This is a genomic window from Pseudomonas sp. B13(2017), from assembly GCF_002113245.1.
Classification (GTDB): domain Bacteria; phylum Pseudomonadota; class Gammaproteobacteria; order Pseudomonadales; family Pseudomonadaceae; genus Aquipseudomonas; species Aquipseudomonas putida_Z.
In genome coordinates this window covers 76891-103160 of sequence record NZ_NEJX01000010.1, presented here as the reverse complement: position 1 = coordinate 103160, position 26270 = coordinate 76891, and the positions used below count along the sequence as shown (strand labels likewise).

At 60.9% G+C, this 26270-nt stretch carries 23 protein-coding genes and 1 pseudogene; all 24 read right to left on the bottom strand.

Annotation, left to right across the window (positions count from 1 at the left end; translation table 11 throughout):
* Positions 1-66: 66 nt before the first annotated feature.
* A complete protein-coding gene (locus CAG44_RS14920) occupies positions 67-2064 on the bottom strand; it encodes a nucleoside-diphosphate sugar epimerase/dehydratase (RefSeq protein WP_085590023.1) in 1998 nt (665 codons plus the stop codon).
* Between the two features lie 58 nt (positions 2065-2122).
* Positions 2123-3136 carry a glycosyltransferase family 4 protein gene (locus CAG44_RS14915; RefSeq protein ID WP_085590021.1) on the bottom strand — a complete coding sequence of 338 codons (1014 nt, stop codon included), beginning with the start codon at positions 3134-3136 and terminating at the stop codon, positions 2123-2125.
* Entirely contained in the window at positions 3133-4122 is a 990-nt protein-coding gene (locus CAG44_RS14910; RefSeq protein WP_085692413.1) for an SDR family oxidoreductase, read from the bottom strand. The genes CAG44_RS14915 and CAG44_RS14910 overlap by 4 nt, the downstream gene beginning before the upstream one ends.
* Positions 4122-5231: a DUF1972 domain-containing protein gene (locus CAG44_RS14905; RefSeq protein WP_085590016.1), complete on the bottom strand. Its 1110-nt coding sequence runs from the start codon at positions 5229-5231 to the stop codon at positions 4122-4124. Before CAG44_RS14905 ends, CAG44_RS14910 begins: the two co-directional genes overlap by 1 nt.
* Positions 5221-6312 (bottom strand): glycosyltransferase family 4 protein, encoded by a 1092-nt coding sequence (locus tag CAG44_RS14900; protein ID WP_085692412.1) that lies wholly within the window; start codon positions 6310-6312, stop codon positions 5221-5223. The genes CAG44_RS14905 and CAG44_RS14900 overlap by 11 nt, the downstream gene beginning before the upstream one ends.
* Positions 6309-7016: an acyltransferase gene (locus CAG44_RS14895; RefSeq protein WP_046615532.1), complete on the bottom strand. Its 708-nt coding sequence runs from the start codon at positions 7014-7016 to the stop codon at positions 6309-6311. The genes CAG44_RS14900 and CAG44_RS14895 overlap by 4 nt, the downstream gene beginning before the upstream one ends.
* A complete protein-coding gene (locus tag CAG44_RS14890) occupies positions 7013-7861 on the bottom strand; it encodes a hypothetical protein (RefSeq protein ID WP_085590012.1) in 849 nt (282 codons plus the stop codon). The genes CAG44_RS14895 and CAG44_RS14890 overlap by 4 nt, the downstream gene beginning before the upstream one ends.
* Complete coding sequence (locus CAG44_RS14885; RefSeq protein WP_170929315.1) at positions 7821-9086, bottom strand: hypothetical protein; 1266 nt, start codon at positions 9084-9086, stop codon at positions 7821-7823. The genes CAG44_RS14890 and CAG44_RS14885 overlap by 41 nt, the downstream gene beginning before the upstream one ends.
* Before the next feature lie 2 nt (positions 9087-9088).
* The gene (locus tag CAG44_RS14880; protein ID WP_085692411.1) at positions 9089-10522 is read right to left on the bottom strand and encodes a hypothetical protein; all 1434 of its coding nucleotides are present in this window, start codon (positions 10520-10522) and stop codon (positions 9089-9091) included.
* A 6-nt stretch (positions 10523-10528) separates the two neighbouring features.
* Positions 10529-11800: an O-antigen translocase gene (locus CAG44_RS14875; protein WP_085590006.1), complete on the bottom strand. Its 1272-nt coding sequence runs from the start codon at positions 11798-11800 to the stop codon at positions 10529-10531.
* A 3-nt stretch (positions 11801-11803) separates the two neighbouring features.
* The gene (locus CAG44_RS14870; protein WP_085665322.1) at positions 11804-12916 is read right to left on the bottom strand and encodes a DegT/DnrJ/EryC1/StrS aminotransferase family protein; all 1113 of its coding nucleotides are present in this window, start codon (positions 12914-12916) and stop codon (positions 11804-11806) included.
* Positions 12909-13376 carry an acyltransferase gene (locus CAG44_RS14865; RefSeq protein ID WP_085590002.1) on the bottom strand — a complete coding sequence of 156 codons (468 nt, stop codon included), beginning with the start codon at positions 13374-13376 and terminating at the stop codon, positions 12909-12911. Before CAG44_RS14865 ends, CAG44_RS14870 begins: the two co-directional genes overlap by 8 nt.
* Positions 13369-13755 (bottom strand): FdtA/QdtA family cupin domain-containing protein, encoded by a 387-nt coding sequence (locus tag CAG44_RS29125; protein ID WP_223998121.1) that lies wholly within the window; start codon positions 13753-13755, stop codon positions 13369-13371. Before CAG44_RS29125 ends, CAG44_RS14865 begins: the two co-directional genes overlap by 8 nt.
* A 27-nt stretch (positions 13756-13782) precedes the next feature.
* Positions 13783-14343: pseudogene (rfbC, locus tag CAG44_RS29120) on the bottom strand (dTDP-4-dehydrorhamnose 3,5-epimerase); the annotation flags it as partial.
* A 78-nt stretch (positions 14344-14421) separates the two neighbouring features.
* Positions 14422-15483 (bottom strand): LPS O-antigen chain length determinant protein WzzB, encoded by a 1062-nt coding sequence (locus tag CAG44_RS14855; RefSeq protein WP_085692410.1) that lies wholly within the window; start codon positions 15481-15483, stop codon positions 14422-14424.
* 234 nt (positions 15484-15717) lie between these two features.
* Positions 15718-17142, bottom strand: coding sequence for an MBL fold metallo-hydrolase RNA specificity domain-containing protein (locus tag CAG44_RS14850; protein WP_085692443.1), 1425 nt, complete (start codon positions 17140-17142; stop codon positions 15718-15720).
* Positions 17143-17244: 102 nt separating this feature from the next.
* Entirely contained in the window at positions 17245-17508 is a 264-nt protein-coding gene (locus tag CAG44_RS14845; protein WP_085617676.1) for a lipopolysaccharide assembly protein LapA domain-containing protein, read from the bottom strand.
* 19 nt (positions 17509-17527) lie between these two features.
* A complete protein-coding gene (ihfB, locus tag CAG44_RS14840; RefSeq protein WP_013971456.1) occupies positions 17528-17827 on the bottom strand; it encodes an integration host factor subunit beta in 300 nt (99 codons plus the stop codon).
* Between the two features lie 190 nt (positions 17828-18017).
* The gene (locus tag CAG44_RS14835) at positions 18018-19076 is read right to left on the bottom strand and encodes an acyltransferase (protein WP_178076929.1); all 1059 of its coding nucleotides are present in this window, start codon (positions 19074-19076) and stop codon (positions 18018-18020) included.
* 86 nt (positions 19077-19162) lie between these two features.
* Positions 19163-20839 (bottom strand): 30S ribosomal protein S1, encoded by a 1677-nt coding sequence (gene rpsA / locus CAG44_RS14830; RefSeq protein WP_003252673.1) that lies wholly within the window; start codon positions 20837-20839, stop codon positions 19163-19165.
* A gap of 124 nt (positions 20840-20963) precedes the next feature.
* Positions 20964-21650, bottom strand: a complete 687-nt coding sequence (gene cmk / locus CAG44_RS14825; protein WP_003260862.1) for a (d)CMP kinase — start codon at positions 21648-21650, stop codon at positions 20964-20966.
* Entirely contained in the window at positions 21647-23854 is a 2208-nt protein-coding gene (locus CAG44_RS14820; RefSeq protein ID WP_238067670.1) for a bifunctional prephenate dehydrogenase/3-phosphoshikimate 1-carboxyvinyltransferase, read from the bottom strand. The genes cmk and CAG44_RS14820 overlap by 4 nt, the downstream gene beginning before the upstream one ends.
* A 209-nt stretch (positions 23855-24063) precedes the next feature.
* Entirely contained in the window at positions 24064-25158 is a 1095-nt protein-coding gene (gene pheA / locus CAG44_RS14815) for a prephenate dehydratase (protein WP_025338102.1), read from the bottom strand.
* Positions 25158-26243, bottom strand: a complete 1086-nt coding sequence (gene serC / locus CAG44_RS14810) for a 3-phosphoserine/phosphohydroxythreonine transaminase (protein WP_025338101.1) — start codon at positions 26241-26243, stop codon at positions 25158-25160. Before serC ends, pheA begins: the two co-directional genes overlap by 1 nt.
* Positions 26244-26270: the final 27 nt, after the last annotated feature.

Here is a 26270-nt window from a genome sequence, read left to right as displayed (position 1 = left end):
ACAGCGTTTGAAGTTCATGTAGGCGTTCCTGTATCGGCAACGCCGTTCATTTTGTAAGTGCTGCGTTCAGGGCTCCATGCGCCGGCGCTGGTACAGCCAGTCCACAATGTCGCCGCCAGGCACGTAGCCGCTTACGGTGTCACGCAGCAGCTGTCGCACGGTGGCAAAGTCATCTTCCGCAGTCGCCGCGCGCAGGGCGTCAAGGCGCTGCTTCAGCACATCCCAGGGCAGGTAGTCCTCGTGTGCGCTCATGATCATGGGGTGGCGGGTGGCAATCACGTTGTCGCCGATCAGCAGCTCTTCGTACAACTTCTCGCCCGGACGCAGGCCGGTGAAGTTGATGGCGATGTCGCCCAGCGGGTTGCGCTCGGAGCGGATGCTGAAGCCGGACAGGTGAATCATCTTTTCCGCCAGTTCCACGATCTTCACTGGTTCACCCATGTCCAGCACGAACACATCGCCGCCCTGCCCCATGGAACCGGCCTGGATCACCAGCTGCGCGGCCTCGGGGATGGTCATGAAGTAGCGGGTGATTTTCGGGTGGGTCACGGTCAGCGGCCCACCGGCCTTGATCTGCTTGTGGAACAGCGGAATGACCGAGCCCGACGAGCCCAGCACGTTGCCGAAACGCACCATGGTGAAGCGGGTCTTGTTCACCTGTGAGACATTGCCGGTTTCGCCCATCAGTACCGGCGCCAGCTCACGGCTAAGGGCCTGCAGCACCATTTCGGCCAGGCGCTTGGTACTACCCATCACGTTGGTGGGGCGCACGGCCTTGTCGGTGGAAATCAGCACGAAGTTGGCAACGCCGGCCTGCAGCGCCGCCTGGGCGGTGTACAGGGTGCCGAACACGTTGTTCGTCAGGCCTTCGGCAATGTTGTGCTCGACAATCGGCACATGCTTGTAGGCAGCGGCGTGGTACACGGTGTCCACCTGCCAGGCACGCATCACGTCGAGCATCTTGGCCTGGTCGCGGACCGAGCCGAGGATGGGGATCAGCTGCACCGCCAGGCCTTCGCGAATGATGCGCTGCTCCAGTTCGCCGGCAATGGTGTACAGGTTGAATTCGCTGTGATCGAACAACAGCAGGGTGCGCGGTGTCTGCCCGAGGATCTGGCGGCACAGCTCGGAGCCGATAGAGCCGCCGGCACCGGTCACCATGACCGTCTGGTCGATGATGCAGTGCTGTAGCAGGTCGCCTTGCGCCGGCACCGCGTCGCGGCCCAGCAGGTCAGCAATGTCCACCTCCTGGATGTCGTCCACCTTGACCCGGCCGCTGGCCAGGTCCATGAAGCCGGGCACACTGCGCACGTGCAGCGGGTAGCCTTCCAGCAGGTTGAGGATTTCGCGGCGACGGCTGCGGCTCACCGAGGGCAGCGCCAGCAGGATTTCTTCGGCGCCGGTATCGTCGATCATGCGTTGCAGTTGTTCCGGCTGGTACACCTGCAGGCCGGCGATCACTCGGTCAGTGATGCTGGCATCGTCGTCGATGAACGCTACCGGGCGCATGGCCTTGCCCATGCGCAGCGCCGCCACCAGCTGGTTACCGGCCGAGCCGGCGCCGTAGATGGCCACCCGTGGCAGGCCGTCGTCGCGGTTGGCAAAGGGCACGTGCTGCACGGCAGTGGCAAACCAGTCGCCGAGGAAGTACTGGCGCATGGCCAGACGCAGGCCGCCGACCATGATCAGGCTCAGCCACCAGTAGTTGAAGGTGATCGAGCGCGGCACCACGTTCTGGTGGTTGCTGGCCCAGTAGATGATGAAACCGAGGATCAGCGCCGACAGGGTCACCGCCTTGATGATCGCGATCAGTGCGTCATTGCCGAAATAGCGCATCACCGCCCGGTAAAGACCAAAGCGGATGAACAACGGGATCGAGATGATCGGCGCCGTGATGAACAGCCAGGTGTGATCACGGACAGGGTTGGCCAGGTCATCGATGCCCAGGCGCACGACAAACGCCAGCCACAGCGCGAACCAGACCAGAATTACATCGGTCGCTACCTGGATCAGCCGTTTGTGGCGTCGAGGTAGTCCAAGCAGTCTTGAGCGCAGCTTATCCATAGAACCTCTGAGAGTGTTGCAAAGTGACATGTCTAGCGTCTTCTTTCTATCACTCTAGCTAGTGTTCGAGTTCACCGGCGCGCCAGCGCACGGCCAGAAACGCCAATGGCAGGTAGGCGATGATCACGCCCAACACGCCGTCCAGGCCCAGCAACAGCACACACAAGGCCACCGGCAGCAGCCAGAACAGGTTGAGCCCGGCCACAGCCAGGGTCACCGGCAGGTGCTTGCCATAGTGGCGCGAGGCGAACTGGTAGGCGTGACTGCGGTGCGCTTCGTACACCTTGTCGCCGCGCAGCAGGCGGCGGATCAGGGTGAAGGTAGCGTCGACCACGAACACGCCCAACAGGATCAGCCAGCACCAGAACAGCTGCGGCGCGGCCCAGGCCGCCTGCAGCGACAGGCCTGCCAGCACGATACCAAGGAAGCCACTGCCAGCGTCACCCATGAAGATCCTGGCCGGCGGGAAGTTCCAGAACAGGAAGCCCAGCGTGGCCGCGGCCAGCAACAGTGGCAGCGCCATCAACTGTGGCACACCGGCCAGGGCCGAGAGCAGCACCATGCCCAGGCAGGCGGTCACCGCTTCGACGCTGGCGATGCCGTCGATACCATCCATGAAGTTATACAGGTTGAGCATCCACACGCTGTAGAACGCGGCCAGGATGTAGCCGAACCACTGCAGGTCCAGGGTAAAGCCGAACACCTGCAGCGGCGCCAGGCCACCCAGCCAGTACAGCATCCAGACGGCCGCGGCGAAGTGGCCAAGCAGGCGCCAGCGGGCAGCGATGTGGCCGTGGTCGTCCATGAAGCCGATTACCGCGATCAGTGCCCCTGCCCCGCCGATGGCAACCAGTGCCGGCAGCGGCACAGCGCCCGCCAGGCCCAGCAGCGGCAGGCAGCCAAGAAAGCTCAGCACAATGGCTACACCGCCACCCCGTGGGGTGGGCACGGTGTGCGAACTGCGCGCGTTGGGCACGTCGATGATCTGCTTGTTCAGGGCGTAGCGCCGCAGCACTGCGGTCAAAAGCAGGGATGCCCCTGCGACCAGGGGGATAAGCCACCATGCCATCATTTGTCTTGCTCTTTCAGAAAGTTGAGTGCCGTAGCCCGCAGTGCCTGGTCGACATCCAGCGGGGGCTGCCAGCCCAGCAGTTCACGGGTTTTGCCAATGTCTACCTGCAGCGAGCCGCACAGGCGCTGGGCCAGCCCGGCCTTGCCGGCCAAGGTGGCCGCGCCCTTCAACCAGGCGGCGGGCACGGGCAACAACCTGGCTGGCTTGCCCAGCGCCTTGCCCAACCGTTGCAGCAGTTCGGTGGTGGACAGGTCGTGGCCATCGCTGGCCAGAAAAGTCTGGTTGGCGGCGGCCGGGTGGTCGATGCAGGTCAGCAGCAGGTCCACCAGGTTGTCCAGCGCCACCAGGCTGCGTTTGTTGTGGATGGCGCCAAATGGCAGCGGCACACCTTTGCTCAGCCAGTTCATCATGCTGCGGAAGTTGGCTTTCACGCCTGGACCATACACCAGCACCGGGCGCACGATCACCACTTCCAGCCCGGTTTCAGCCGCCAATTGGCGCAGGCCGTCTTCGGCTTCGCGCTTGGAGATGCCGTACGGGTCCGAAGGCGCAGGGGTTTCATCGGCAGTGAACGGCTGGCGGCCGTTGGTGGTTTCGCCGTTCACCTTCACCGAGCTTACAAAAATGAAGCGCCGCACACCGGCCTGGGCGGCGGCTCGGGCCAGGCTCAGGGTACCTTCCACGTTTACCCGGCGGAACTCGGCCAGCGGATCGGCGGCGGTTTCCTCCATTACGTGCACGCGGGAGGCCAAGTGGATTACGGTGTCGACCTGCTCGAAATGCCCGGACGCAACATCCACCGCCGCCAGTTCGCTGAATGGCCGGTAGTCGACGCCCGCCAGCCGCTGGCCAGGCGCTTGCCGTACCAGCGCGCGCGGCGCCCAGCGTGTGTCTGCAGCAAGCCGCTGCAGCAACACCTTGCCGACAAAACCGCTACCGCCGGTGGCCAGGATACCTGGCCGTTGCCCGTTGCCTTGCTCGGCCATCAGCCTCTCCCCGCCCGGCCCAGCAGGCGGGTGAACACGCTACGGTACTGGTCTGCCACCACCGACCATCGGTAACGGCGGTTGGCAATTTCATGCAGGCGCGCCGAAAGCTGCGCACGGGCGCCTTCATCGGCAAACAGGGCTTGGGCGTGGTTGCGCAGCGAGGTGCTGTCGGCAAAGTACAGCGCCTGGTCTTCGGTGGTGGCGCGGTTGAACGACACATCGAAGGCCACCACCGGCAGGCCCAGCCACATGGCTTCGACAAGCGACGGGTTGGTGCCGCCGGCGCTGTGGCCATGCAGGTACACCGTGGCATTGCTGCGCAGCGGGCTCAGTTGCTCCACGTCGTAGATCGGGTCCAGCAGGTGAATGTTGCTTACCCCTTCGTATTGCTTGCGCAGTTGCACGCCGTATTCGCTGTGGTTCCAGTTGCCGATGATCGCCAGCGGCATGCCAGAGCCGGCGAAGGCTTCGAGAATGACATGGATGTTGTTCTCCGGCTCGATGCGGCACACCGTAAAGGCATAGGGCGCACCCAGGAAGGGGTAAGCCTGGCGGGCTTGCTCGCTTGGCTCGCCGGCCCGGGCCTGGTCGCCACCGTAGGCAATCAGTTCGCTGGGTTTGTTGTATTCGGCGGTCACGTATTCCTGCAACACCTTGTTGTCGGTGATGACCGCGTGGGCAAAACGCACGGCCACCGCTTCGGACAACTTCAGGAACCAGCGGGCGAAGTTGGACCACTTGGCGCGCTTCCATTCATAGCCGTCGATGTTCACCACGATCGGCTTGCGGGTCAGCAGGCGCATGAATGGCAGGGCAATGCAGCCGGAAACACCCAGAATCAGCATCAGGTCATGCTTGCGGTAGGCGTGCAGCATGCTCAGCACATCGTACGGAATGCTTTGCACGCCATTGGCCTTGAGGTTCAGGTAGACCAGGCGGGCACGCTCGAAAAACTTCGGGCGCTGGGGGTAATGGGGCGCACTGCAATATACGGTGAGTTCGCAGTCACCCGGCAGGTTGCGCACCAATTGCTCGGTCAGTGTTTCCCAACCACCGTATTGAGCGGGTAAACCGACCGTACCAATCACTGCAATCTTATAGGTCATCAAACACCATCACGATTTTTTTCTGGAAGTTGGCAGTGGAAAACTCACTCGCTTTCCTGCGTGCGCACTCGGACAGTGCCTGGCACACCTGTGGGTCCTGCGACAGGCGCGCAACGGTGCGCACCAGTTGTTCATGGTTTTTCGAATCGATCTGGTAGCCCTCAACCCCGTCACTGACCAGTTCGACCGGGCCGCCTACCGGGGGCACTATGGTCGGGATGCCGAAAGCCATCGCCTCGAGAATGGTCAGGCCAAAGGTTTCAACCCAGCCGTCCACATGGGACAGGTTCAGCACCAGGCTGGCATTGCGGTAGAACTTCGCCACCTCGGCACTGGCCGGGCTGAGCATGAGGTTTTGCGGCAGAACCTTGCCGGCAAAGTAGGCGTCCACTTCCTGCGGGCTGGCATTGAGCACCAGGGTGAACTTCAGCACAGGGTTCGCGGACAGTGCGGTGGCCAGGGCGACAAATTCGTCCACCCCTTTGTAGCCCTTCAACGACGCCAGCATCAGCACGTTGAAGCTGCCGTCGTGCAAGTGCTGGTACGGCGTGGCCATTGCCTGCTGCTGGAAGCCCTCGGCCAGCCCGTTGTACACGGTCACCGCTGGCACGCCGGCCACGCCCTCTTGTACCTGAAGGTACTTCGACACGTAGACCACCTTGCTGGCACAGCCGGCAATCACTCGGCGCAGGAACGCCTTGAGCAGCGCAGGCCGGATGGAGGTTTCGTGCACGTGGTAGACCACCTTGGCACCGCGCAAACGGGCGGCCAGGGCGGCACCAAAGGGCAGCATGGTGTTAACCAGCACGATCGACCCCGGCCGCACCTGGCGCAACAGGCTGAAGAACAGCGCCACCTGCGAGCCGGCATACGCCAGCAAGGTCAGCCAGCGGTTGTCGAAGCGCTTGTAGGCAAACCTGCAGGTGCGTACCTGCAGCTCGTCGAGCACACCGTGGCCGCTGCTGCCCACATGCAGGGTGCAGTCGGCGCCATGTCGCTGTAGCGCGGTGATGGTCTGGTTCAACACCCGGGGGCTGCCGCTGTAGTCATTCAGCAGATGGACAAAGTGCAACGTTTTCATGCCACCCCTTCTTCCGCTACGCGCGCCTTGATGAACTTGGCCGGCACACCGCCATAAATCGAATTCTTGCGGTACACGCCCGCGGCCACCACCGCCCCTGCGGCGAACACGCAGCCGTCTTCGATCACCGCGCCATCGAGTACGGTCACCTTGGCGCCGATCCAGCAGTTGCGGCCCACCTTGATGCCCTGGCGGGTCACGCCCTGCAGGCGGATGGGTTGCAGCGGGTCTTCGAAGTTGTGGTTTTCCGAATGGAAGCTGACGAAGTTGCCGATGATGGTGTCGCTGCCAATCTCGATGCCGCCGGCGCAGCCCAGGAAGCAGCCGGCACCCAGGCCGACGTTGTCGCCGATCACCAGGCCCTTGCCGATGTTGGCCAGGCTGCCGGTGCACTCGATGATGATGTGCTTGTTCAGCGACACGGCGGTGCCGAAGCGGATGCCGTCATTGGACAAGGCATCGACGAAGCAGCCCTGGTCGATGACCAGCCCCGGGCCGTACTCGATCTTGCCCACTTCCTTCAGGGTTACCCCCGAGCCGATGAACGCCAGGCGCCGCCGGCGCAGGCGGATCACGCCGCGGCAGGCCATCAGCAGCTTGGTCACGAACAGCCCCAGCAGATAGCCCGACGAGATGCGCCGGTCGACAACCAATGGGCGCTTTTTAACCAGCAGCACCAGTTTTTCGAGCAAGGCATGCATCATTTCACGGCCCTCACCTGGGTAAACAAGGCCTTGACGAAGGCCGGACGGCGGTAGGCCACCGCTTTGCGAATGGCCGCATAGACCAGGTACAGGTCAAGCAGGCCTCGCTCCAGCAGGCCGTGGGAATGGAAGCTGATACGCAGCCCGTGGATCATTTCCTCGAAGCGGAACAAGGCACGCTCGGGGGTATCGGCACTGTGCTCGGACAGGTCGTGGGCAATCTCCACATCCAGCACGCAGGCCTTGGGGAAATAACCCTCGTAGCGGATGAAAAAGTCGGTATCGGTGGCATAGAAGCGCAACCGCTCGTCATAGAAAGGCGTCATGCGCTGGAAGCACTCGCGAGTGAAGATCAGGCCACTGTTGATGCCCAGCAGGTTTTTCGAGTCCACCAGCCCCGCGGCCACGTTGGGGGTAAGGCGGCCCATGAACAGCCAGCGCTTGCCGGGGCTGACCAGTTGCCCATGGCTGACCAGCCGGGGCATGAACACGCCCACCTGCTCGCCGCCTGGCGCACGGCGTACCTGGCCGATCTGCGCCAGGCAGCTGGACAGGCGGATGTTCGAGTAGTTGGTGTCGTCGTCCGAGATCATGAACAGGTCGACCCCGGCGGCAAACGCCTGTTCGGCCACCTGGTTGTAGACCACCGACAACCGCTGGTTGTCCGCCTCGTACCAGCGTACGCCCGGGCACGGCTGTGCCACGCCGGGGGAGTTGTTCCAGACGTACAGCTGCAGGTCGATACCCTCGTCACGCAGTAAAGCCTGCTGCGCGAGCAATGACTGCAGGGCAATCGAGTCCTGGCTAGCTTTCCGATACAGAACGATCAGGACTGCCAGGCTCAACTTTTGTTCTTCTGTTTTCACCAATGATCACCATCACCACGATCGCGAAAATGTAGAGGACAACACTGTTCGTATAGGACTGGAAAAAGAACGAGCTCAGGAAGAACGGATAGCTGGCAATCACGAAGTTGCCCAGGCCGTTTTTCCAGGAGCTGCCGTGAGGCCTGTCCCGGACGATGATCGTCACCAGCTTGTGATACCAAAGGATCAACCCGGCCATGATCAGCAGGCCGACCAGACCGCAGGTGGCCAGCAGGTTGAGCCAGAACGAATCGAACCAGTGCGGCTGGCCCGGGCCTACCGCGCCAAAGCCATAGCCCATGGGGTGCGCGCCAAGCACCTCAAACATGTGCAGCCACTGCCGCTCACGGTCCAGTGCAGACAAGTCCTCGGTGTAGCCCATCGACAGGTAGGCGAAAATCGCCACGGTCAGGCCCACGAACTGCAGGTAGCCCAGCAGTGAGATCAGCCAGGCCGTACGCAGTACCCGGGCCGCCACCAGCATCGAGCAGATGCACACCAGGCCGATCATGGCCGTACGCACCGAACCGATCACAATCAGCCCGCACAGCAGCAGGAAGGCAACACTCAGCAGCAGGCGCCGGGTCAACGACCAGTTGCGCCCGCTGAGCAACACGGCCAGGGTCATGGCTGCGGTATTGAGGATTACCGCAGAAAACTCCAGCGTGCCGGTAAAGAAGCCGGAAACCCGCGGCAGCCCGTCACGCATCGAGTTGTAGGGTTGCAGCTCATAGCCTTTGGCGGTAAGCAGCGGCCAGTACCAGAACTGCTCGGCCGAGACGATGGTCAGGTACTGGTAAAACGCATACGCGCCGGTAAGTACGCTCATCGCCAGCACCGACCAGTACACATGGCGCAGCTTCTTCTCGGTCGACACCGCGTGGGCCCAGATGGCCACCGCCATGCCGACGAACACCGGCACGGCCAGTGCGCGGAACATGCGCACCGACGACGCGCTAAGGTCGCCGAACAGCAGATACAGGAAGACGAAGAACAGCACGACCAGCAACCACCGCCCGACTTCGAGGTTGACCATGCCACGTGCCGTGACACTGGCCAGCACCCGCAGCAGCAGCCACATGATCATCAGCAGGCTGATCATTTCTCGCCAACCGGCAAACACACTGCCCAGCCCCAGCGTCAACACGACGAAGTCGCTGAAGAACAGCAGGCAGAACAGCACGCCGATAAATATCCTGATCACACTCACCCTCGCGCTCTGGTCAGCCTGGCCAGCCGGAACAGCACGACCTTGATCAAGAGTTTGATTCTCGGCACCCAGGCGTAGGCAAACAGGGTTCGCAACCCCAGGTTCGTGTCTATGCGGCACAGGGCGTCGAAGACATCCGCAGGGATCATGCTAGTGACCTTACCTGTCGGTTTCATGAAATCGAGGTTGCCCGTCCACGGCAACATGGCTGCCAGTTCGTTCTCGCTGAATTCGCCCCGCTCGATGCAAGCCAGGTAACGCGCTTTCACCGACTCCAGCGAGTTGACCCGCTGCACCGCTTCCACCACCGAGGCACTGGGCCGGGGTTGTTCGATGCTGTCCAGCAGCTGGTCGATGCTGGCCACCTTCAGGCCGTCTGCCGGGGAATAGCCCTGAATCGGCGCCACCAGCCCCACGCAACGCCGGCCCTTGAGCAATTGCTCGGCGAACGCCGTGCCACCGGGTATAGGGTAGCTGTCCAGGTAGAAGTCGGCTTTTTCCGCAAAGGCCAGGTAGTCCTTGTACGGCAGGTGGCGGCGGATGAAGAAGCGCTTGGGGTAGCGCAGCTTCACTGTCCACCACCAGGTGTTGGTCAGGGGGTTGGCACCGATGATCCAGCACTCGGCATTGGGGAAGCGCTGAAGAATCGCCGTGATCGACGGACGCATGTCCAGGCCGCCGTGGGGCTTGTACTTGGCCGCCGAGGCAGCGCTGAACACCTTGATCCGCTCATGGGTTGGCACGGCATCCGGCACTCTGGCGCCGCTGGTCTCGATCGGGATCGCCAGGAAGCTCTTCTGGCAGGATAGGTGCTTTTTCTTGTCCAGATGGTGCCCGTAGGCGCTGATCTCGAAATACACGTCGGCCACCGACGCGCCAAAGCTGAACACGTGGTCGGCATGGTTGACGAAATACACTGTCAGCGCGGCGCCACGTTGTTGCTTCAGCAGGCCGCAGGCGACGGTGGTGATGATGTCGTCCGGGTGAATGTGCAACACCACCTTGTCGTACTGGGCCAGGATGTCGACGATGGACTGCAGGCGGGCGCACGGGTCATCGCCGCGCGCCACCTCGATATGGGCGAAATAGCCTGCCAGGCGTTCGAGCACCTGGGGCTTGGCGCTGCGCGCGACCAGCAGGTCCACAGGCCCCTCGTGCATGTGCGCCAGGCGCTCCATCAGCCGGGTGTGCCCGCCTTGCATATAGGGTTCGCTGACCACATGCAGGCAGCCGCGCGATACGCTGCTGACAGCCGGCAGCGTGACCTGGCTGGCGCATCGGGCCACCAGGTGGCGCTCAAGCGCGGTGGCATCATAAATACCCAGGTCCACCGCCCAGAGCAGTGCCCCATAGACCTGCGCCTGCACCAATGCCTGGGCAGGTTCAGCGCCAAGGATGCGCCCATGTAACTGTTCGATGACGTCCTTCATCTCTACTCAGCTCCGCGCCGTATCGCCAACAATAATGTGCAAACGACGGAATACCGAGAAATACATCACGACTCCGTACAACAGGTAGTTTGCCGCGTATGCAAGGGTAACTTTTTCATACCCCCACAACTGGGTGAAATAGACCGTCAGAGCATAAAGCGAAAGCGTCGAGAGGACTTCGGTAATCAGATACAACCGGGTGAGTGCCTTGCCGAGCATCAGGTAGGCCATCAACCAACTGATGACCTTCAAGCTGTCCCCTACCATCTGCCATGCGAACAGCTCACGCATGGGCAGGAATGACGCCGAGAAAAGGACATGGATGATGAAGTCCCTGAGCAGGTAGATAACCAGGCCGGCAGCAATGGTCAGGGGCAGGATGAGCTTGTATCCCTGAATGATTTCCCGACGAAGTTCACCTGCATCTGAAAGCTCCGAGAGCCTCGGCAGGTAATAGACCGCAAGCGTCGTGGTGATCAACATGAGATAGGCCGTGCTCAACCGCCACATGGCCTCCCAGTAACCAGCGTGATCCCAGCCGAACTCCGCCCCCAGGTAATCCCGGATGAACACATGGCAAACGGGCAGAGAACATGCTGTCACAACGGCCATGAGGGCAAACTTTGCCAGCCGGGACAAGGACTGCTTGTCCAGCGCCCCGATGAAATCTGAGAGGCGGAACCATGATGTGCGCATGCAGATGACCAAGGTGGCCACGAAGCTCAACGACTGGTACACAGCCAGCGAAACCAGCGCACCGTACAACCCCAGCCTGATGGTCAGGGCACAGGTCACCACCAGCGATATCAGGCTGCCAGAAATATTGGCAAGCACGTAGCGCTGAACGTCTTTCTTGCCGTTCAGAATGCCCAGCAGCAAAGAGTTGAAGGCAAAAAATACCAAGGTAGCGGCAAACCACACCAGCACTGGGGCGAGTTTTTCGTCGTTGAAAAACCAACCTGCCAATGGTGCCCGCATGGCCACGATCAGCACTGCCAATACACACGAAACCAGCAGTGACAGCGTCCCGGCAGTTCGCCAGATCCTGTGTTGTTCGTCCGGCCGATCAGCAAACTCCGCCGTGTACTTGGTTACCCCTGTGCTGACAGCGCCGCTGGCCAGTGTCGTGAACATGGTAACGGCATTCTGCAATTGCCCGATCGCCGCGTAACCCGCTGGCCCTACATAAAGGGCCAGCACCTTGTTGAGCCCCAGCAATGTCGCCATCTTTACAAAAACAGCAATAGCATTCAGCAGACTGGTCTTGATCAACGTCATGTATTATTGCCCGGACACAGTAAAACTGTTGCAGGCATCGATGACCGTCTGAATATCCGCGTCGCTCATGGTGGGGTCGACAGGCAGGCTGAGCACTTCATCATGAATTTTTTCAGTCAGCGGCAGGCTCAAACCGTTGTACTGACTGTAAGCCTGCTGCCTGTGAGGCGGGATTGGGTAGTGAACCAGCGTCTGTATCCCTTGCTCGCGAAGATGTTGCTGCAAATCGTTTCTGTGCGGCGTGCGTACTACATACAGATGCCAGACATGCTCCTCGACAACACTATTTTGCGGCTGGACGATTTGAGCATTTTGAATGCCCGCGCGGTAGCACTTGGTGATGTGCCGGCGCCGGCTGATTTCTTCACCCAGATACTTGAGCTTCACGTCCAGCATAGCCGCCTGGATCTCGTCCAAACGACTGTTCACTCCGACGTACAAGTTCTTGTACTTCTCATGGGAACCGTAGTTTCTGAGGGCGCGCAGCACTTCCGCCAACTCGGCATCCGAGGTGGTTATCGCCCCGGCATCGCCGAGCGCACCCAGATTCTTGCCCGGATAGAAGCTGAAGCCCGAGGCATTCCCCCAGCTCCCCGCCCGCTTGCCATCGATTGAGGCACCGTGAGCCTGGGCCGAGTCTTCGAGTACCAGCAAACCGTATTCGGCGGCAATCTCGGTGATCGCCTTCATGTCTGCAATTTGCCCATACAGGTGTACCGGCAGGATGACACGCGTCTTGTCGGTAATAGCCTGGCGTATGAGGGAGGTATCAATATTGAAGGTTGCGGGGTCAGGTTCGACGAGCACAGGCTCAAGCCCACTGGCGGTGATTGCCAGGATGCTCGCAATGTAGGTATTGGCCGGGACGATGACTTCATCACCCTGCTTCACCCGCCCCAGCTGTTTCCAGGCGGTCAAGGTCAACGTCAGCGCATCGAGACCGTTTGCCACGCCAATGCAATGAGCGGTACCGCAATAAGCGGCAAAGTTGCTTTCAAAGCGGGCCAGAGCGCTACCGCCGATGTACCAGCCGGAATCGATGACATCGGCACACGCTTGCAACAATTCTTCGCGGTACTGTTTATTGACGGCCTTGAGATTCAGGAAATCAACCATGCTCTAGCTCCCTTGTTATTTTTGCCGGATTACCCACTACCACGCAGTAATCAGGTACATCCTTTGTCACGACGGCACCGGCACCTACCATGGCGTGTCGACCAATCGTGACGCCCGGGAGCAATGTTGCGTTGGCACCGATGCTGCAGCCTTCCTTCAGCACCGTGACTTCGTAAGCCTCGGGGTAACACTTGGAGCGCGGTACTCTGTCGTTGGTGAATGTAGCATTGGGGCCAATGAAGACATTGTCCTCGATCACGAGCCCCTCCCACAGAAACACACCACTTTTCACGGTGACGTTGTCCCCGACTACAACCCCTCCTTCGATCAGGGTGTGGGCGCATATGTTGCAGTTGCTGCCAATTCGCGCACCTTTGAGGATGACCGCGTATTGCCAGACTCTGGTTTTTTCACCGATGGCATCGGTTTGTACATCGGCCAAGGCATGAATGCTAGGCATGGGCGATCAGCCTCTTGAAGTCATCGTAACTGCGAATGTAATCACGCTCGTCGTAGGTTTCACTGGCGATGACCATGAGTACGCAGTCTTCACTGAAATCATGCATTTCACGCCAGACCATATTCTTGATCAGCAAGGCTTTCTGTGGCGCGTCAAGCATATGGTCGACTCGGCCGGTACCGTCATCCAGGGTCATGCGGCAACTGCCGGCCAGGCAGATTATCAGTTGCTGGAGATCCCGGTGGGCATGGAAGCCGCGGCTGACGCCGGCCTTGGTACCGAAGATGTAGTAGACGCGACGGATGGCAAACGGGATATTCAACGCCTTTTCAATACTGATCAGGCTCCCGCGATCATCACCAATGATCGGTAGTACCAAGTCTTCCGCCTGCCCTTTCAGGATCAGCGGTGGCAAGTCAGCCTCGGCAAGGGTTGGCGCAATCGCATCCTTGTCACTGATCAGCAGCCCCTCCAGCTGTGGCCATTCGATGGCAAGGTCCGGGTCATTCCAGGCAATGCTGCGTTCATGCTCTTTGGAGTAGACATTGGTCGTGCGGTACTGGAACACCGTATCTTCTTCCAGCGCGATAAAACCATGGGCGAAGCCTTCAGGCACCCACATCATCTTGCGGTTGGCCGCCGACAGCTCCATGCCTACCCACTGCCCGAAGGTAGGGGAGCCTTTTCGAATATCCACTGCCACGTCGAACACTGCGCCCTTGACCACGCTTACCAACTTGCCTTGGGCAAATGGATAAAGCTGATAGTGCAAGCCGCGCATGACGCCCTTTTTGGATAAAGAGCAATTTTCCTGAACAAAAGAAGGCGGAAGGGTAATACCTTGCGCACTGAGCAAGGCATGAAACTTAGGCTCGCTATAAGACTCATAGAACCAGCCCCTGTCGTCCTCGAAAACGGTAGGTTCAAAAACGACTACGTCCGAGATATTTGTTTCTATGAGCTTCACGCAACCAGCCTCTTGTTGAAATTTATTACTATCAGTTCGACTCTTCCCGCAGCATACAGGCTCGGGGGGCGGGGTAGCTCAAACGCGCCCCAGACGACGCTCTCTTTCAGTAGATACCAGGTGGGTAAATGCGGCCAGGAGCACACCGAGTACCAGCCCTGCGAACACACCCCCTACGACAATAAGCAATTTGCGCAGCCGGACCGGGGTATCAGGCACCTCGATGGCACCATCCTGCTGAAACACCTCGATCACGGCCGGGTTCAGCTGCAGGTTGCGGTAGAAGTCGAGTTTCTCCTGGATCTCCCGCAAACCGGCGACGAATGGGTCATCGGACTCCCGCGTGCGAAGGTTTGCAAGCTCTGCCTCAAGGGCCTGGCTACCGCGCATGTAGGTCAGTGCGCCCTGCATGCCGCCAGACACCTCAGTATCCATGCCACTGGCAATGATGGGGGGCTTGCTCAGGTTCACTGCCTTGGCAACTTTCAGCGCCTCTTCAAGGCGGGCGATTTGATCTTCCCGCTGCTTGTGCGCCGCATCTCGCGCGCTGCGGATCTGTTGCTCCAGGTTCTTGACCACCACCTTCACTTCAGTATCGGCATCTTCAACCAGCGTCTTTTTAGCAAGGTCGCTGGCCATTTCCGAAAAACGCGTTACCCACTTCACACTCATCTTGGGGTCGTCGCTTAACGCCCTGATCAAAAAGCGCTCGGCACTATCTCCCGCCACAGCCCCCACAGTCAATACCTTGCCAAACTGGTCATAAAGTGCATCTTGAGAGCCTTGGCGGGCGACCTCTGGCAAATTAGGCAAATAGACTGCGCGAAAAAACTGCCGCCGCAGTGACTCGGATTGCAGGGAACGCAGGTAAATCTGATAAACATCTTTGGGTGTAAACGCTTTGAGGCCGCTGGCTTCAGTGCGGCCATAGTTCAACTGGGCAATATCATTCTTGGTAGGTGGCAATATAAAAGACTTGGCCTCATACATCGGCGTCTTTAGCCAAACATAAACAAGAGTAGCTGCAGTAACTAAAACAACGCACGAAAGGATGAGCAGTTTACGACTCCACAAGACATGCCAGAGTTCGAGAACATCAACTTCGTCATTTTCGACTCCGGGACTACGTTCATTTCGCATTTGTTCTCGTTTTCCTTAGATCCGGCCATTTGCATGATTCCTCTGCCAGCCAGGCTTAGCCTTGGCTGCAGCTGACCTGACGAAAGACCAGCTGAAGCTAAGCGTAGCGGCATTTTGCTCATCCACCGCAGACCGCTCGAAACGACCTACAGCTTTAGCACTTATCCGATCTAAGAGAAAGATACCGTCAACAAAGTTCCACCGCCGCCCCACGAGCCGACGGCCTGCGGCTCGCTACTGGGCAACCATGACGTCGACCTCCCTACCGCCGCGCTTGCTTAATGCTTCGGCCAAAGCTGATTTCGCCCGAGCTTCTCCATGTACCAGCACAACCTTCCTTGCGGCTTTCGCACCATCCAGCGCGAAGCTCACCAACCCCTGCTGATCCGCATGACCAGAGTAGCCCGGCAAGGTTACGACTTTTGCGCGCACCTCATACATCCGCCCATCCAGATCAATCTGCACAAACCCTTCCGCCCCTTCGCTGGCCTGTATCACCGCGCCCGGCGTGCCCTTTGCCTGATACCCGACAAACATCACCTCGTGCCGCGGATCCCCGAGCATGGCCTTGAGATAATTGACGATGCGCCCACCCGAACACATGCCATTGCCGGCAATCACGATCGCCGGGCGCCCGGTGCTCTTCAGGTAATTGACCACCTGCTGGTGGCGGGCATGGGTGTCCACGCTGATCAACTGGCTGAAGCCAAGCGGGTTGCGCCCTTCGGCCAGGCGCGCCCTGGCTTCGGCATCCCAGTAGTCGTGCAACTCCCGGTACACACCGGTAATGCGCTGGGCCAGTGGTGAGTCAAGGATGATGGGCAGCTGTGACCAGTCGAGCGGGTCGCCCTCGGAGGCCGGGCCGGCCTTGTTCAGCAAGGCCTTGCGATGAAGAATGCCTTCGAGCTCGTACAGCAGCTCCTGGGTGCGGCCGAGACTGAAGGCCGGAATGAGCAGCGTGCCCTGGTCGGCAAGGGCGCGGTCGATGGCAGCTTCCAGCCGCTGCTGCCGGTCGCCTGCAGGCGGGTGCAGGCGGTCGCCGTAGGTGCTTTCCAGTACCAGCACATCGGCCCGTTCCGGGGGCAGCACAGGGCGCAGCAAAGGGTTGCCACCGGCGCCAAGGTCACCGGAGAACACATATCGGTTATTGGCTTGTTCACGCTGCACATCGCATTCGACATAGGCCGAACCCAGCAGATGACCAGCGCGCTGCAGGCGAATGCGGCAACCGAGGCCGGGGCGCTCGACCAGGGTGTGCCACTGCTCGAAAGGCACCGGCACTATCAGGTCGCGGATGAACTCCAGGTACCTCGCCACTTGGGCGGGCTCACTGCTGATACTCAGTTTGTAGGCATCTTCCAGCACCAGAGGCAGCAGCCGGGCAGACGGCTCGCTGCACAGGATCGGGCCACGGTAGCCGGCAGCCAGCAATGCCGGAATGCGACCTACATGGTCGAGATGCACATGGGTGATGACCAGGGCCTGAATACCCTGCACGTCGAAGCCCAACGGCGCCGATGCTGCGCCTGGCGCGGCCTCGGCGCCCTGCTCCAGGCCGCAGTCGATCAGCAGGCTGGTGGACGGGGCGAGGTGCAGTTGATGGCAGGAGCCGGTGACGCCACGGGCACCACCGTGATGGGAAAGGACAGGATATTCCATGTTGCGCACACTCGCCTGGGCCGAAAATGAAGTGCGTTATTACTCCATGACGGCCGGTACAGGCATAGGTGAGACTTTCCCAAACAGTTGTAGGAAATATCCTTAGTTACCGTTCAGTGCTGCCTGGCGGGCAGAAGCCCTGATCTTGCGCTTGCTGCGCTGCACGCCGTAGGCACCCAGCAGCGGCCCGACTGCCAGGCCAATGACCAGGGCGGCCAGGACCAGCACGGCGACTGGCACGGCCGGGGCTGCCCAACCGAACAGAACCAACGAGACGGTTTGCTGGTTCTCCAGCACGAAGAACAGCACCACAGCCGCCAACAGCAGCACGAACACCGCCGCCAGGGCGCGCTTGAGGTTACGCATCAGATTGCTCCTTGTGGAATCAGGTGTGGGCCTCATGTTCTTCTTCATTGACCCGATCGCGCAACTCCTTGCCAGGCTTGAAGTGCGGCACGAACTTGCCTTCGAGGCTGACCGACTGGCCGGTCTTCGGGTTACGGCCTACGCGAGGGGCGCGATAGTGCAGCGAGAAGCTGCCAAAACCGCGGATCTCGATGCGATCGCCAGTGGCAAGGCATTGTGACATCTGCTCAAGCATGGTCTTGATGGCCAGCTCCACGTCCTTGGACGAGAGCAGCCCCTGATGGGTGACAATACGTTCGATCAGCTCCGACTTCGTCATATTTTTCCCTTCGTTATCAAGCAGCTAGATCATTGCTTAACCAGTTTGTAGCACGCTGGGAGGGATTTGAACAGGGTGGTTCTTGACTTAATAAAAAAATTCAAGATTGAAGTTTTACAGGGATGGTCTAGCCGGCGGCACCCGAGCGCGCCCGCCACAGATGCAGCGGGCACACCGACACCCTGAACACCTATGCCAATTGTTCCCGGGAGACCGCTTGGGAAAAGCGCTTTCGCATCGCCAAGGCAGGCTTCTCTACCAGCTCCCACGAAACATAGCCCGCAAACCACGACGCCGGCACCGCAGCCAACATCAACCAGTAGGGACCGGCCCATGGCATGGCCCCCGCCAACACTTGCTGGATCGGAAATGCATACAGGTAGATACCGTACGAGTAATCCTGCACCAACGAAGGCAGCTTCACCTGCGGGCAGTAAGCAAAGTACAAGGTGCCGTAAAGCGTCAGGATGGCGCAGGTAAACACCTCGAAGCGCCCACCCTTGCTCAGCAAGAACAATCCGGCGCAGGCAAGCAGCAGCCACCACCCATGCGGGATCACCGCCCGGCACGAATAGAACGCCGAACCCGCCAGGAAACACACCACCAACTTGAATGGGTACTCCCCATAAGCCGGATGCAGGGTATGCAGCCCCAGCGCAATCACCAGCGCCGCCAGCGTCAGCCCTGCCATCGGCCATCGACAAACCCTGGCCACCAGCACCAATACCCCCAGCACCAGGTACATGCGCATTTCCAGCGGAATGGTCCACAAACTGCCATTGACCGAAACCCCATGAAACCTCGGAGTAAAACTCACGCCTGGCAGCACGAACTGGGCATCCTTGAATATCAACAGCGGGCTGTAGACGTACTTGTAAACCTGGCCTTTCGAGAAATACTCGGCAAGCGGCAACGAGGTAACCACTGGCCCCAGCACAAAGGCCATAAGCAGCAGACACACCAGCAAACCAGGCAAGATCCTCAGTGCGCGCGCCAGGTAGAAATCCCGGGCACCATTGCGCTCACCACTGGCAGCGATCAAGAACCCGCTGACCATGAAGAACACTTCAACGCCCAGGCTGTGAACCGGCACCGGCATACCCAGCAGCAACGCCGGGTCGGCACAACTCAGGCACTCCAGGTAGGACAACGCAAAGGAATGCCCAACCACCACAGCGGTTGCCGCCAGCAACCTGATGATCAGGAAATTGTTATCACGCCCGCGACCTTTCATGACGTCGCCAAACATCAACATCATCCACCCCCGACATGGACCATTTCCGACATAAAAAAAGGGCGACCCGAGGGTCGCCCTTTTTACCGATCAAACAGAACTCAGTTCTGCTTGGCCATTGCTTCGCGCAGCAGCGCAGCCATGGTGGTGTCGGCAGCCGCTTCCGGAGCGTTTTTCAGGCTCTGGATGGCTTCGCGCTCTTCAGCATCGTCCTTCGACTTGATGGACAGGCTGATAACGCGGGACTTGCGGTCAACGCTGATGATCTTGGCTTCGATCTCTTCGCCTTCCTTCAGGACGTTACGCGCGTCTTCAACGCGGTCACGGCTGATTTCGGAAGCTTTCAGAGTAGCTTCGATGTCGTCGGCCAGAGTGACGATGGCGCCTTTGGCGTCAACTTCTTTCACGATGCCCTTGACGATAGCGCCCTTGTCATTGACAGCAACGAAGTTGGAGAACGGATCGTCTTCCAGCTGCTTGATGCCCAGGGAGATGCGCTCGCGCTCTGGGTCGACCGACAGGATGACGGTTTCCAGCTCGTCGCCCTTCTTGAAACGACGCACGGCTTCTTCGCCGGTTTCGTTCCAGGAGATGTCGGACAGGTGAACCAGACCGTCGATGCCGCCGTCCAGGCCGATGAAGATACCGAAGTCGGTGATCGACTTGATGGTACCGGTGATCTTGTCACCCTTGTTGAACTGGCCGGAGAAGTCTTCCCATGGGTTGGACTTGCACTGCTTGATGCCCAGGGAGATACGACGACGCTCTTCGTCGATGTCCAGAACCATGACTTCCACTTCGTCGCCAACCTGAACGACTTTCGACGGGTGGATGTTCTTGTTGGTCCAGTCCATTTCGGAAACGTGTACCAGACCTTCAACGCCTTCTTCCAGCTCAGCGAAGCAGCCGTAGTCGGTCAGGTTGGTAACGCGAGCCTGTACGCGAGTACCTTCTGGGTAACGGGCAGTGATAGCTACCCACGGATCTTCGCCCATCTGCTTCAGACCCAGCGAAACGCGGTTGCGCTCACGGTCGAACTTCAGAACGCGTACGTCGACTTCGTCGCCAACGTTAACGATTTCCGATGGGTGCTTGATGCGCTTCCAAGCCATGTCGGTGATGTGCAGCAGGCCGTCGATGCCGCCCAGGTCCACGAAGGCGCCGTAGTCGGTGAGGTTCTTGACGATACCCTTGACCTGTTGGCCTTCCTGCAGGGTTTCCAGCAGGGCTTCGCGCTCGGCGCTGTTCTCGGCTTCCAGCACGCTGCGACGGGAAACGACAACGTTGTTGCGCTTCTGGTCCAGCTTGATGACCTTGAATTCCAGCTCTTTGCCTTCCAGGTGGGTGGTGTCGCGCACAGGGCGGACATCAACCAGGGAGCCCGGCAGGAACGCACGGATGCCGTTAACGTCGACAGTGAAGCCGCCCTTAACCTTACCGTTGATAACGCCCTTGACCACTTCTTCGGCGGCGAAAGCTGCTTCCAGAACAATCCAGCACTCGGCGCGCTTGGCTTTTTCACGGGACAGTTTGGTTTCGCCAAAGCCGTCTTCGACCGCGTCCAGCGCAACGTGAACTTCGTCACCGACCTTGATGGTCAGCTCGCCAGCTTCGTTGTAGAACTGCTCGAGCGGGATGACGCCCTCGGACTTCAGGCCAGCGTGTACGGTAACCCAGTCGCCGTCGATGTCGACAACGATACCGGTGATGATGGCACCCGGCTGAAGATTGAGGGTTTTCAGGCTTTCTTCAAAGAGTTCTGCAAAGCTTTCGCTCATTTTAATTCCTGTAGATTCGGGCGAAACAGACGCCCATAGCCACATTCCAGACAATGTGGGTTTGTTTTAAGTAAAGGAAAGCCGGCAGGACGTTGACTGGTGCCCCTGCCTGCTTTCCTGGCTATCAGAGAAGGTCGCGCAGTGCGATCTCGCTCCTGATACGTTGCAACACCTGCTCGATGGACAACTCGGTAGAGTCCAACTGAATGGCATCGACCGCTGGCTTCAGCGGGGCCACTGCACGTTGGGTGTCGCGCTCATCACGCGCACGAATCTCATCCAGCAGACTCGACAGACTAACATCTTCACCCTTGCCCTTCAACTGCAGGTAGCGGCGACGCGCCCGCTCTTCCGCGCTGGCGGTGAGGAAGACTTTCAACGGCGCGTCCGGGAACACCACGGTGCCCATGTCGCGACCGTCGGCGATCAGGCCCGGCGCCTCGCGGAATTCGCGCTGGCGCACCAGCAGTGCATCACGCACGGCCGGCAGCGAAGCAACCATCGAAGCACCGGCACCGACGGTTTCGGTGCGGATGACGTTGCTGACGTCCTCGCCCTCGAGGATGATCTGTTGCAGCTTACCGGGCTCGGCGGCGATGAACTGCACATCCAGATGGGCGGCAAGCTTGGTCAGCAACTCTTCGTTGGTCAGGTCGACGCCGTGGTTGCTGGCGTTGAACGCCAGCAGACGGTACAGCGCGCCAGAGTCCAGCAACCTCCAGCCCAGCTCGCGAGCCAGCAGCCCGGCGACCGTACCCTTGCCCGAACCGCTTGGCCCGTCGATGGTGATGACCGGCGCCAGGGCACTCACGACTTGCCCTCTTCCGCCACGCGGATGCCCACCTCGGCGCACAGCGCCAGGAAGTTGGGGAACGAGGTGGCGACGTTGGCGCAATCGTGGATGCGGATCGGTGCGCTGGCGCGCAGCGAGGCAACGCTGAAGGCCATGGCGATACGGTGGTCACCGTGGCCATGCACTTCGCCGCCGCCCAACTGGCCGCCGTCGATGATGATGCCGTCCGGGGTCGGCTCGCACTTGATGCCCAGGGTGATCAGGCCGTCGGCCATGACCTGGATACGGTCGGATTCCTTCACCCGCAGCTCCTCGGCACCACGCAGCACGGTACGCCCTTCGGCGCAGGCAGCGGCGACGAACAACACCGGGAACTCGTCGATGGCCAGTGGCACCAGCTCTTCAGGGATGTCGATACCCTTCAGCTTGGCACCACGCACACGCAGGTCGGCCACCGGCTCGCCGCCGACTTCACGCTGGTTTTCCAGGGTGATGTCGCCGCCCATCAGGCGCAGGATGTCGATCACGCCGGTACGGGTCGGGTTGATGCCAACGTGCTCCAGCACCAGTTCGGAGCCTTCGGCGATGGATGCCGCCACCAGGAAGAACGCCGCCGAGGAAATGTCGGCCGGTACTTCGATACGGGTGGCAGTGAGCTTGCCGCCGGACTGCAGCGAGGCCACCGGGCCGTTGCTGTCGACGCTGTAGCCGAAGCCGCGCAGCATGCGCTCGGTGTGGTCACGGGTTGGCGCAGGCTCGGTGACGGTGGTCTTGCCTTCGGCGTACAGGCCGGCCAGCAGCAGGCAGGATTTGACCTGGGCACTGGCCATCGGCAGCGTGTAGGTCAGCGCCTTGAGCTTGTGGCCACCGCGGATGGTCAGCGGCGGGCGGCCCTCAGGGCCAGTCTCGACCACGGCACCCATTTCGCGCAGCGGGTTGGCCACACGGTTCATCGGGCGCTTGGACAGCGAAGCGTCGCCGGTCATGGTCACGTCGAACGGCTGGCCGGCCAGCAGGCCCGACAGCAGGCGCATCGAGGTACCCGAGTTGCCCACGTAAAGCGGCCCGGGTGGCGGCTTGAGGCCGTGCAGGCCGACGCCGTGAATGGTCACGCGACCGTGGTTGGGGCCTTCGATGACCACACCCATGTCACGGAATGCCTGCAGGGTCGCCAGCGCGTCCTCACCTTCGAGGAAGCCTTCGACCTCGGTGGTGCCTTCGGCCAGCGAGCCGAGCATGATCGAGCGGTGGGAAATCGACTTGTCGCCCGGTACGCGGATTCGCCCTGACAGGCGGCCACCCGGTTGGGCCAGGAAAATCAGATCGTTGGCGTTCATAGCGTCCACATAGGCCCGGCGGGCCAGGATTTTACTGAAATGCTCGCGGGCAACGCGTGCGCGGGTGAATACACCCAGCAGCTGGTGCCCGTCCCCTTCAGCGATCGCGTCGCGCAAGGCGTCGAGATCGCTGCGATATGTATCAAGCGTGCGCAGGACAGCGTCGCGGTTGGCGAGAAAGATGTCGTGCCACATGGTCGGGTCGCTGCCGGCGATTCTCGTGAAATCGCGGAAGCCTCCCGCAGCGTACCGGAAGATTTCGAGGTTTTCATTGCGCTTGGCCAGTGAATCGACCAGGCCGAAGGCCAGCAGATGCGGCAGGTGGCTGGTGGCGGCAAGCACTTCGTCGTGGCGTTCGACCGACATGTGCTCCACATCGGCGCCCAGCTCGCGCCACAGGCGGTCGACCAGGGCCAGGGCGGCCGGGTCGGTTTCGGCCAGCGGCGTGAGGATGACCTTGTGCCGACGGAACAGGGTGGCGTTGGAGGCCTCTACCCCGCTCTGCTCGGAGCCGGCGATGGGGTGGCCGGGGACGAAGCGCGGCAGGCGCCCCCCAAACACTTCCCGCGCGGCGCGCACTACGTTGCCCTTGGCGCTGCCGACGTCGGTGATGACAGCATCGCCAAGGTCGAGCTGGGCCAGGCGGGCCAGCAGTTTTTCCATGGCCAGGATCGGCACGGCCAGCTGGATGACATCAGCACCGACACAGGCGGCAGCGAGGTCTTCTTCGCAGCGGTCGACCACGCCCAGGGCCACGGCCTGCTTGCGCGAGGGCGCGTCCAGGTCGACACCGACCACTTCGCGGCACAGGCCGCTTTCACGCAGGCCCTTGGCGAACGAGCCACCGATCAGGCCGAGGCCGACCACGACCAGGCGGTTGATGATTGGTGCGGGTTTGGTTGTTACTGCTTTTACCACTGGTGCGAACCCTGTTCAGAAGTCAGGACAGTCTTTGAGACCGCAGGGGGCTGCTTTGCAGCCCATCGCCGGCAAGCCAGCTCCCACAGGTACGGCGCATGCCATGAGATTTGTGCGGCCCCTGTGGGAGCTGGCTTGCCGGCGATGGGCCGCACAGCGGCCCCGGCAATCTTCGATTAAAGCACCGCCTTCGGATACGAACCCAGCACCTTCAGCGCCACAGCCTCCTGGCTGATCTGCTCGAGCACCGCCTTGATCAGCGGGTCGCGGTGGTGGCCGACGAAGTCGATGAAGAACACGTAGGTCCACTTGCCGCTGCGCGATGGGCGGGTCTCGATGCGGGTCAGGTCGATGCCGTTCTGGTGGAACGGTACCAGCAGCTCGTGCAAGGCACCCGGCTTGTTGCTCATCGAAACGATGATCGAGGTCTTGTCGTCGCCGGTCGGCGGCACTTCCTGGCTGCCGATCATCAGGAAGCGCGTGGAGTTGTCCGGGCGGTCTTCGATCTTTTCGGCCAGGCGGGTCAAACCGTACAGGTTGGCCGCCATGTCGCCGGCGATCGCCGCCGAGTTCCACTCGCCCTTGACCCGCTTGGCCGCCTCGGCATTGCTCGACACGGCCACGCGCTCCACGTTCGGGTAGTGCGCGTCCAGCCACTTGCGGCACTGGGCCAGCGACTGGGCGTGGGAGTAGATGCGGGTGATGCTGTCGGTCTTGGTGTTCTCGCCCACCAGCAGGTGGTGATGGATGCGCAGCTCGACCTCGCCGCAAATCACCATGTCGTGCTCGAGGAAGCTGTCCAGGGTGTGGCTGACCGCGCCTTCGGTGGAGTTTTCCACCGGCACCACGCCGAAGTTGACGGCACCGGCCGCCACTTCGCGGAACACTTCGTCGATGGCCGCCATCGGCCGGCTGATCACCGCGTGGCCGAAGTGCTTCATGGCCGCGGCCTGGGTGAAGGTGCCTTCAGGGCCGAGGTAGGCGATTTTCAGCGGCTCTTCCAGGGCCAGGCACGACGACATGATTTCGCGGAACAGTCGCGCCATCTCTTCGTTGTCCAGCGGCCCCTTGTTGCGCTCCATCACGCGCTTGAGCACGGCGGCTTCACGCTCGGGGCGGTAGAACACCGGCTTTTCGCCTTCCGCCAGCGAGGCGGTCTTGACCTTGGCCACTTCCTGGGCGCAACGGGCGCGCTCGCTGATCAGCTCGAGGATCTTCTCGTCGAGGCTGTCGATGCGAACGCGCAGCGCCTTCAGTTCGTGCTCGGACATCAGCCGTGCTCCTTCTCGAATTCGGTCATGTAGGCCACCAGGGCTTCGACTGCTTCAAGGCCCAGGGCGTTGTAGATGGAGGCGCGCATGCCGCCTACCGAACGGTGGCCCTTGAGGTTGAGCAGGCCACGGGCATCGGCGCCGGCGAGGAAGGCCTTGTCCAGGCGCTCGTCAGCCAGGCGGAACGGCACGTTCATCCACGAACGGGCGTTGTGGCTGATCGGGTTGGTGTAGAACTCGCTACTGTCGATGAAACCGTACAGGCGGTCTTTCTTGGCGCGGTTGCGCTGTTCCATTGCATCGACGCCACCCTGCTCTTTCAGCCATTCGAACACCAGGCCCGAGAGGTACCAGGAGTAGGTGGCCGGGGTGTTGTACATCGAGCCGTTGTCGGCCGAGACCTTGTAGTCGAGCATGGTCGGGCAGCTGCTACGGGCGCGACCCAGCAGGTCTTCGCGCACGATCACCACTACCAGGCCGCTCGGGCCGATGTTCTTCTGCGCGCCGGCGTAGATCAGGCCGTACTGCGACACGTCGATCGGGCGCGAGAGGATGTCGGACGACATGTCGACCACCAGCGGTACGTCACCGGTTTCCGGCACCCAGTCGAACTGCAGGCCACCGATGGTCTCGTTGGACGCATAGTGCACGTAGGCGGCGTTCTTGGTCAGCTTCCACTCGTTCTGGCCCGGGATGGCCAGGTAGTCGTAAGGCTTGGCGCTGGCGGCGACGTTGACGTTGCCGAAGCGGCGCCCTTCTTCGATGGCCTTTTTCGACCAGATGCCGGTTTCGATGTAGTCGGCGGTGCCGTTTTCCGGCAGCAGGTTCAGCGGGATTTCGGCGAACTGCTGGCTGGCGCCGCCCTGCAGGAACAGCACCTTGTAGTTGGAGGGGACGGACAGCAGGTCACGCAGGTCCTGCTCGGCCTTTTCGGCGATGGCCACGTAATCGTCGCTGCGATGGCTCATTTCCATCACCGACAAGCCCTTGCCACGCCAATCCAGCATCTCGGCCTGGGCGCGCTGCAGAACAGCGTCAGGAAGCGCGGCAGGGCCTGCGCAGAAGTTAAAGGCTCGTTTGCTCACATCCACTCTCGCTCTGCCAAATGGTAC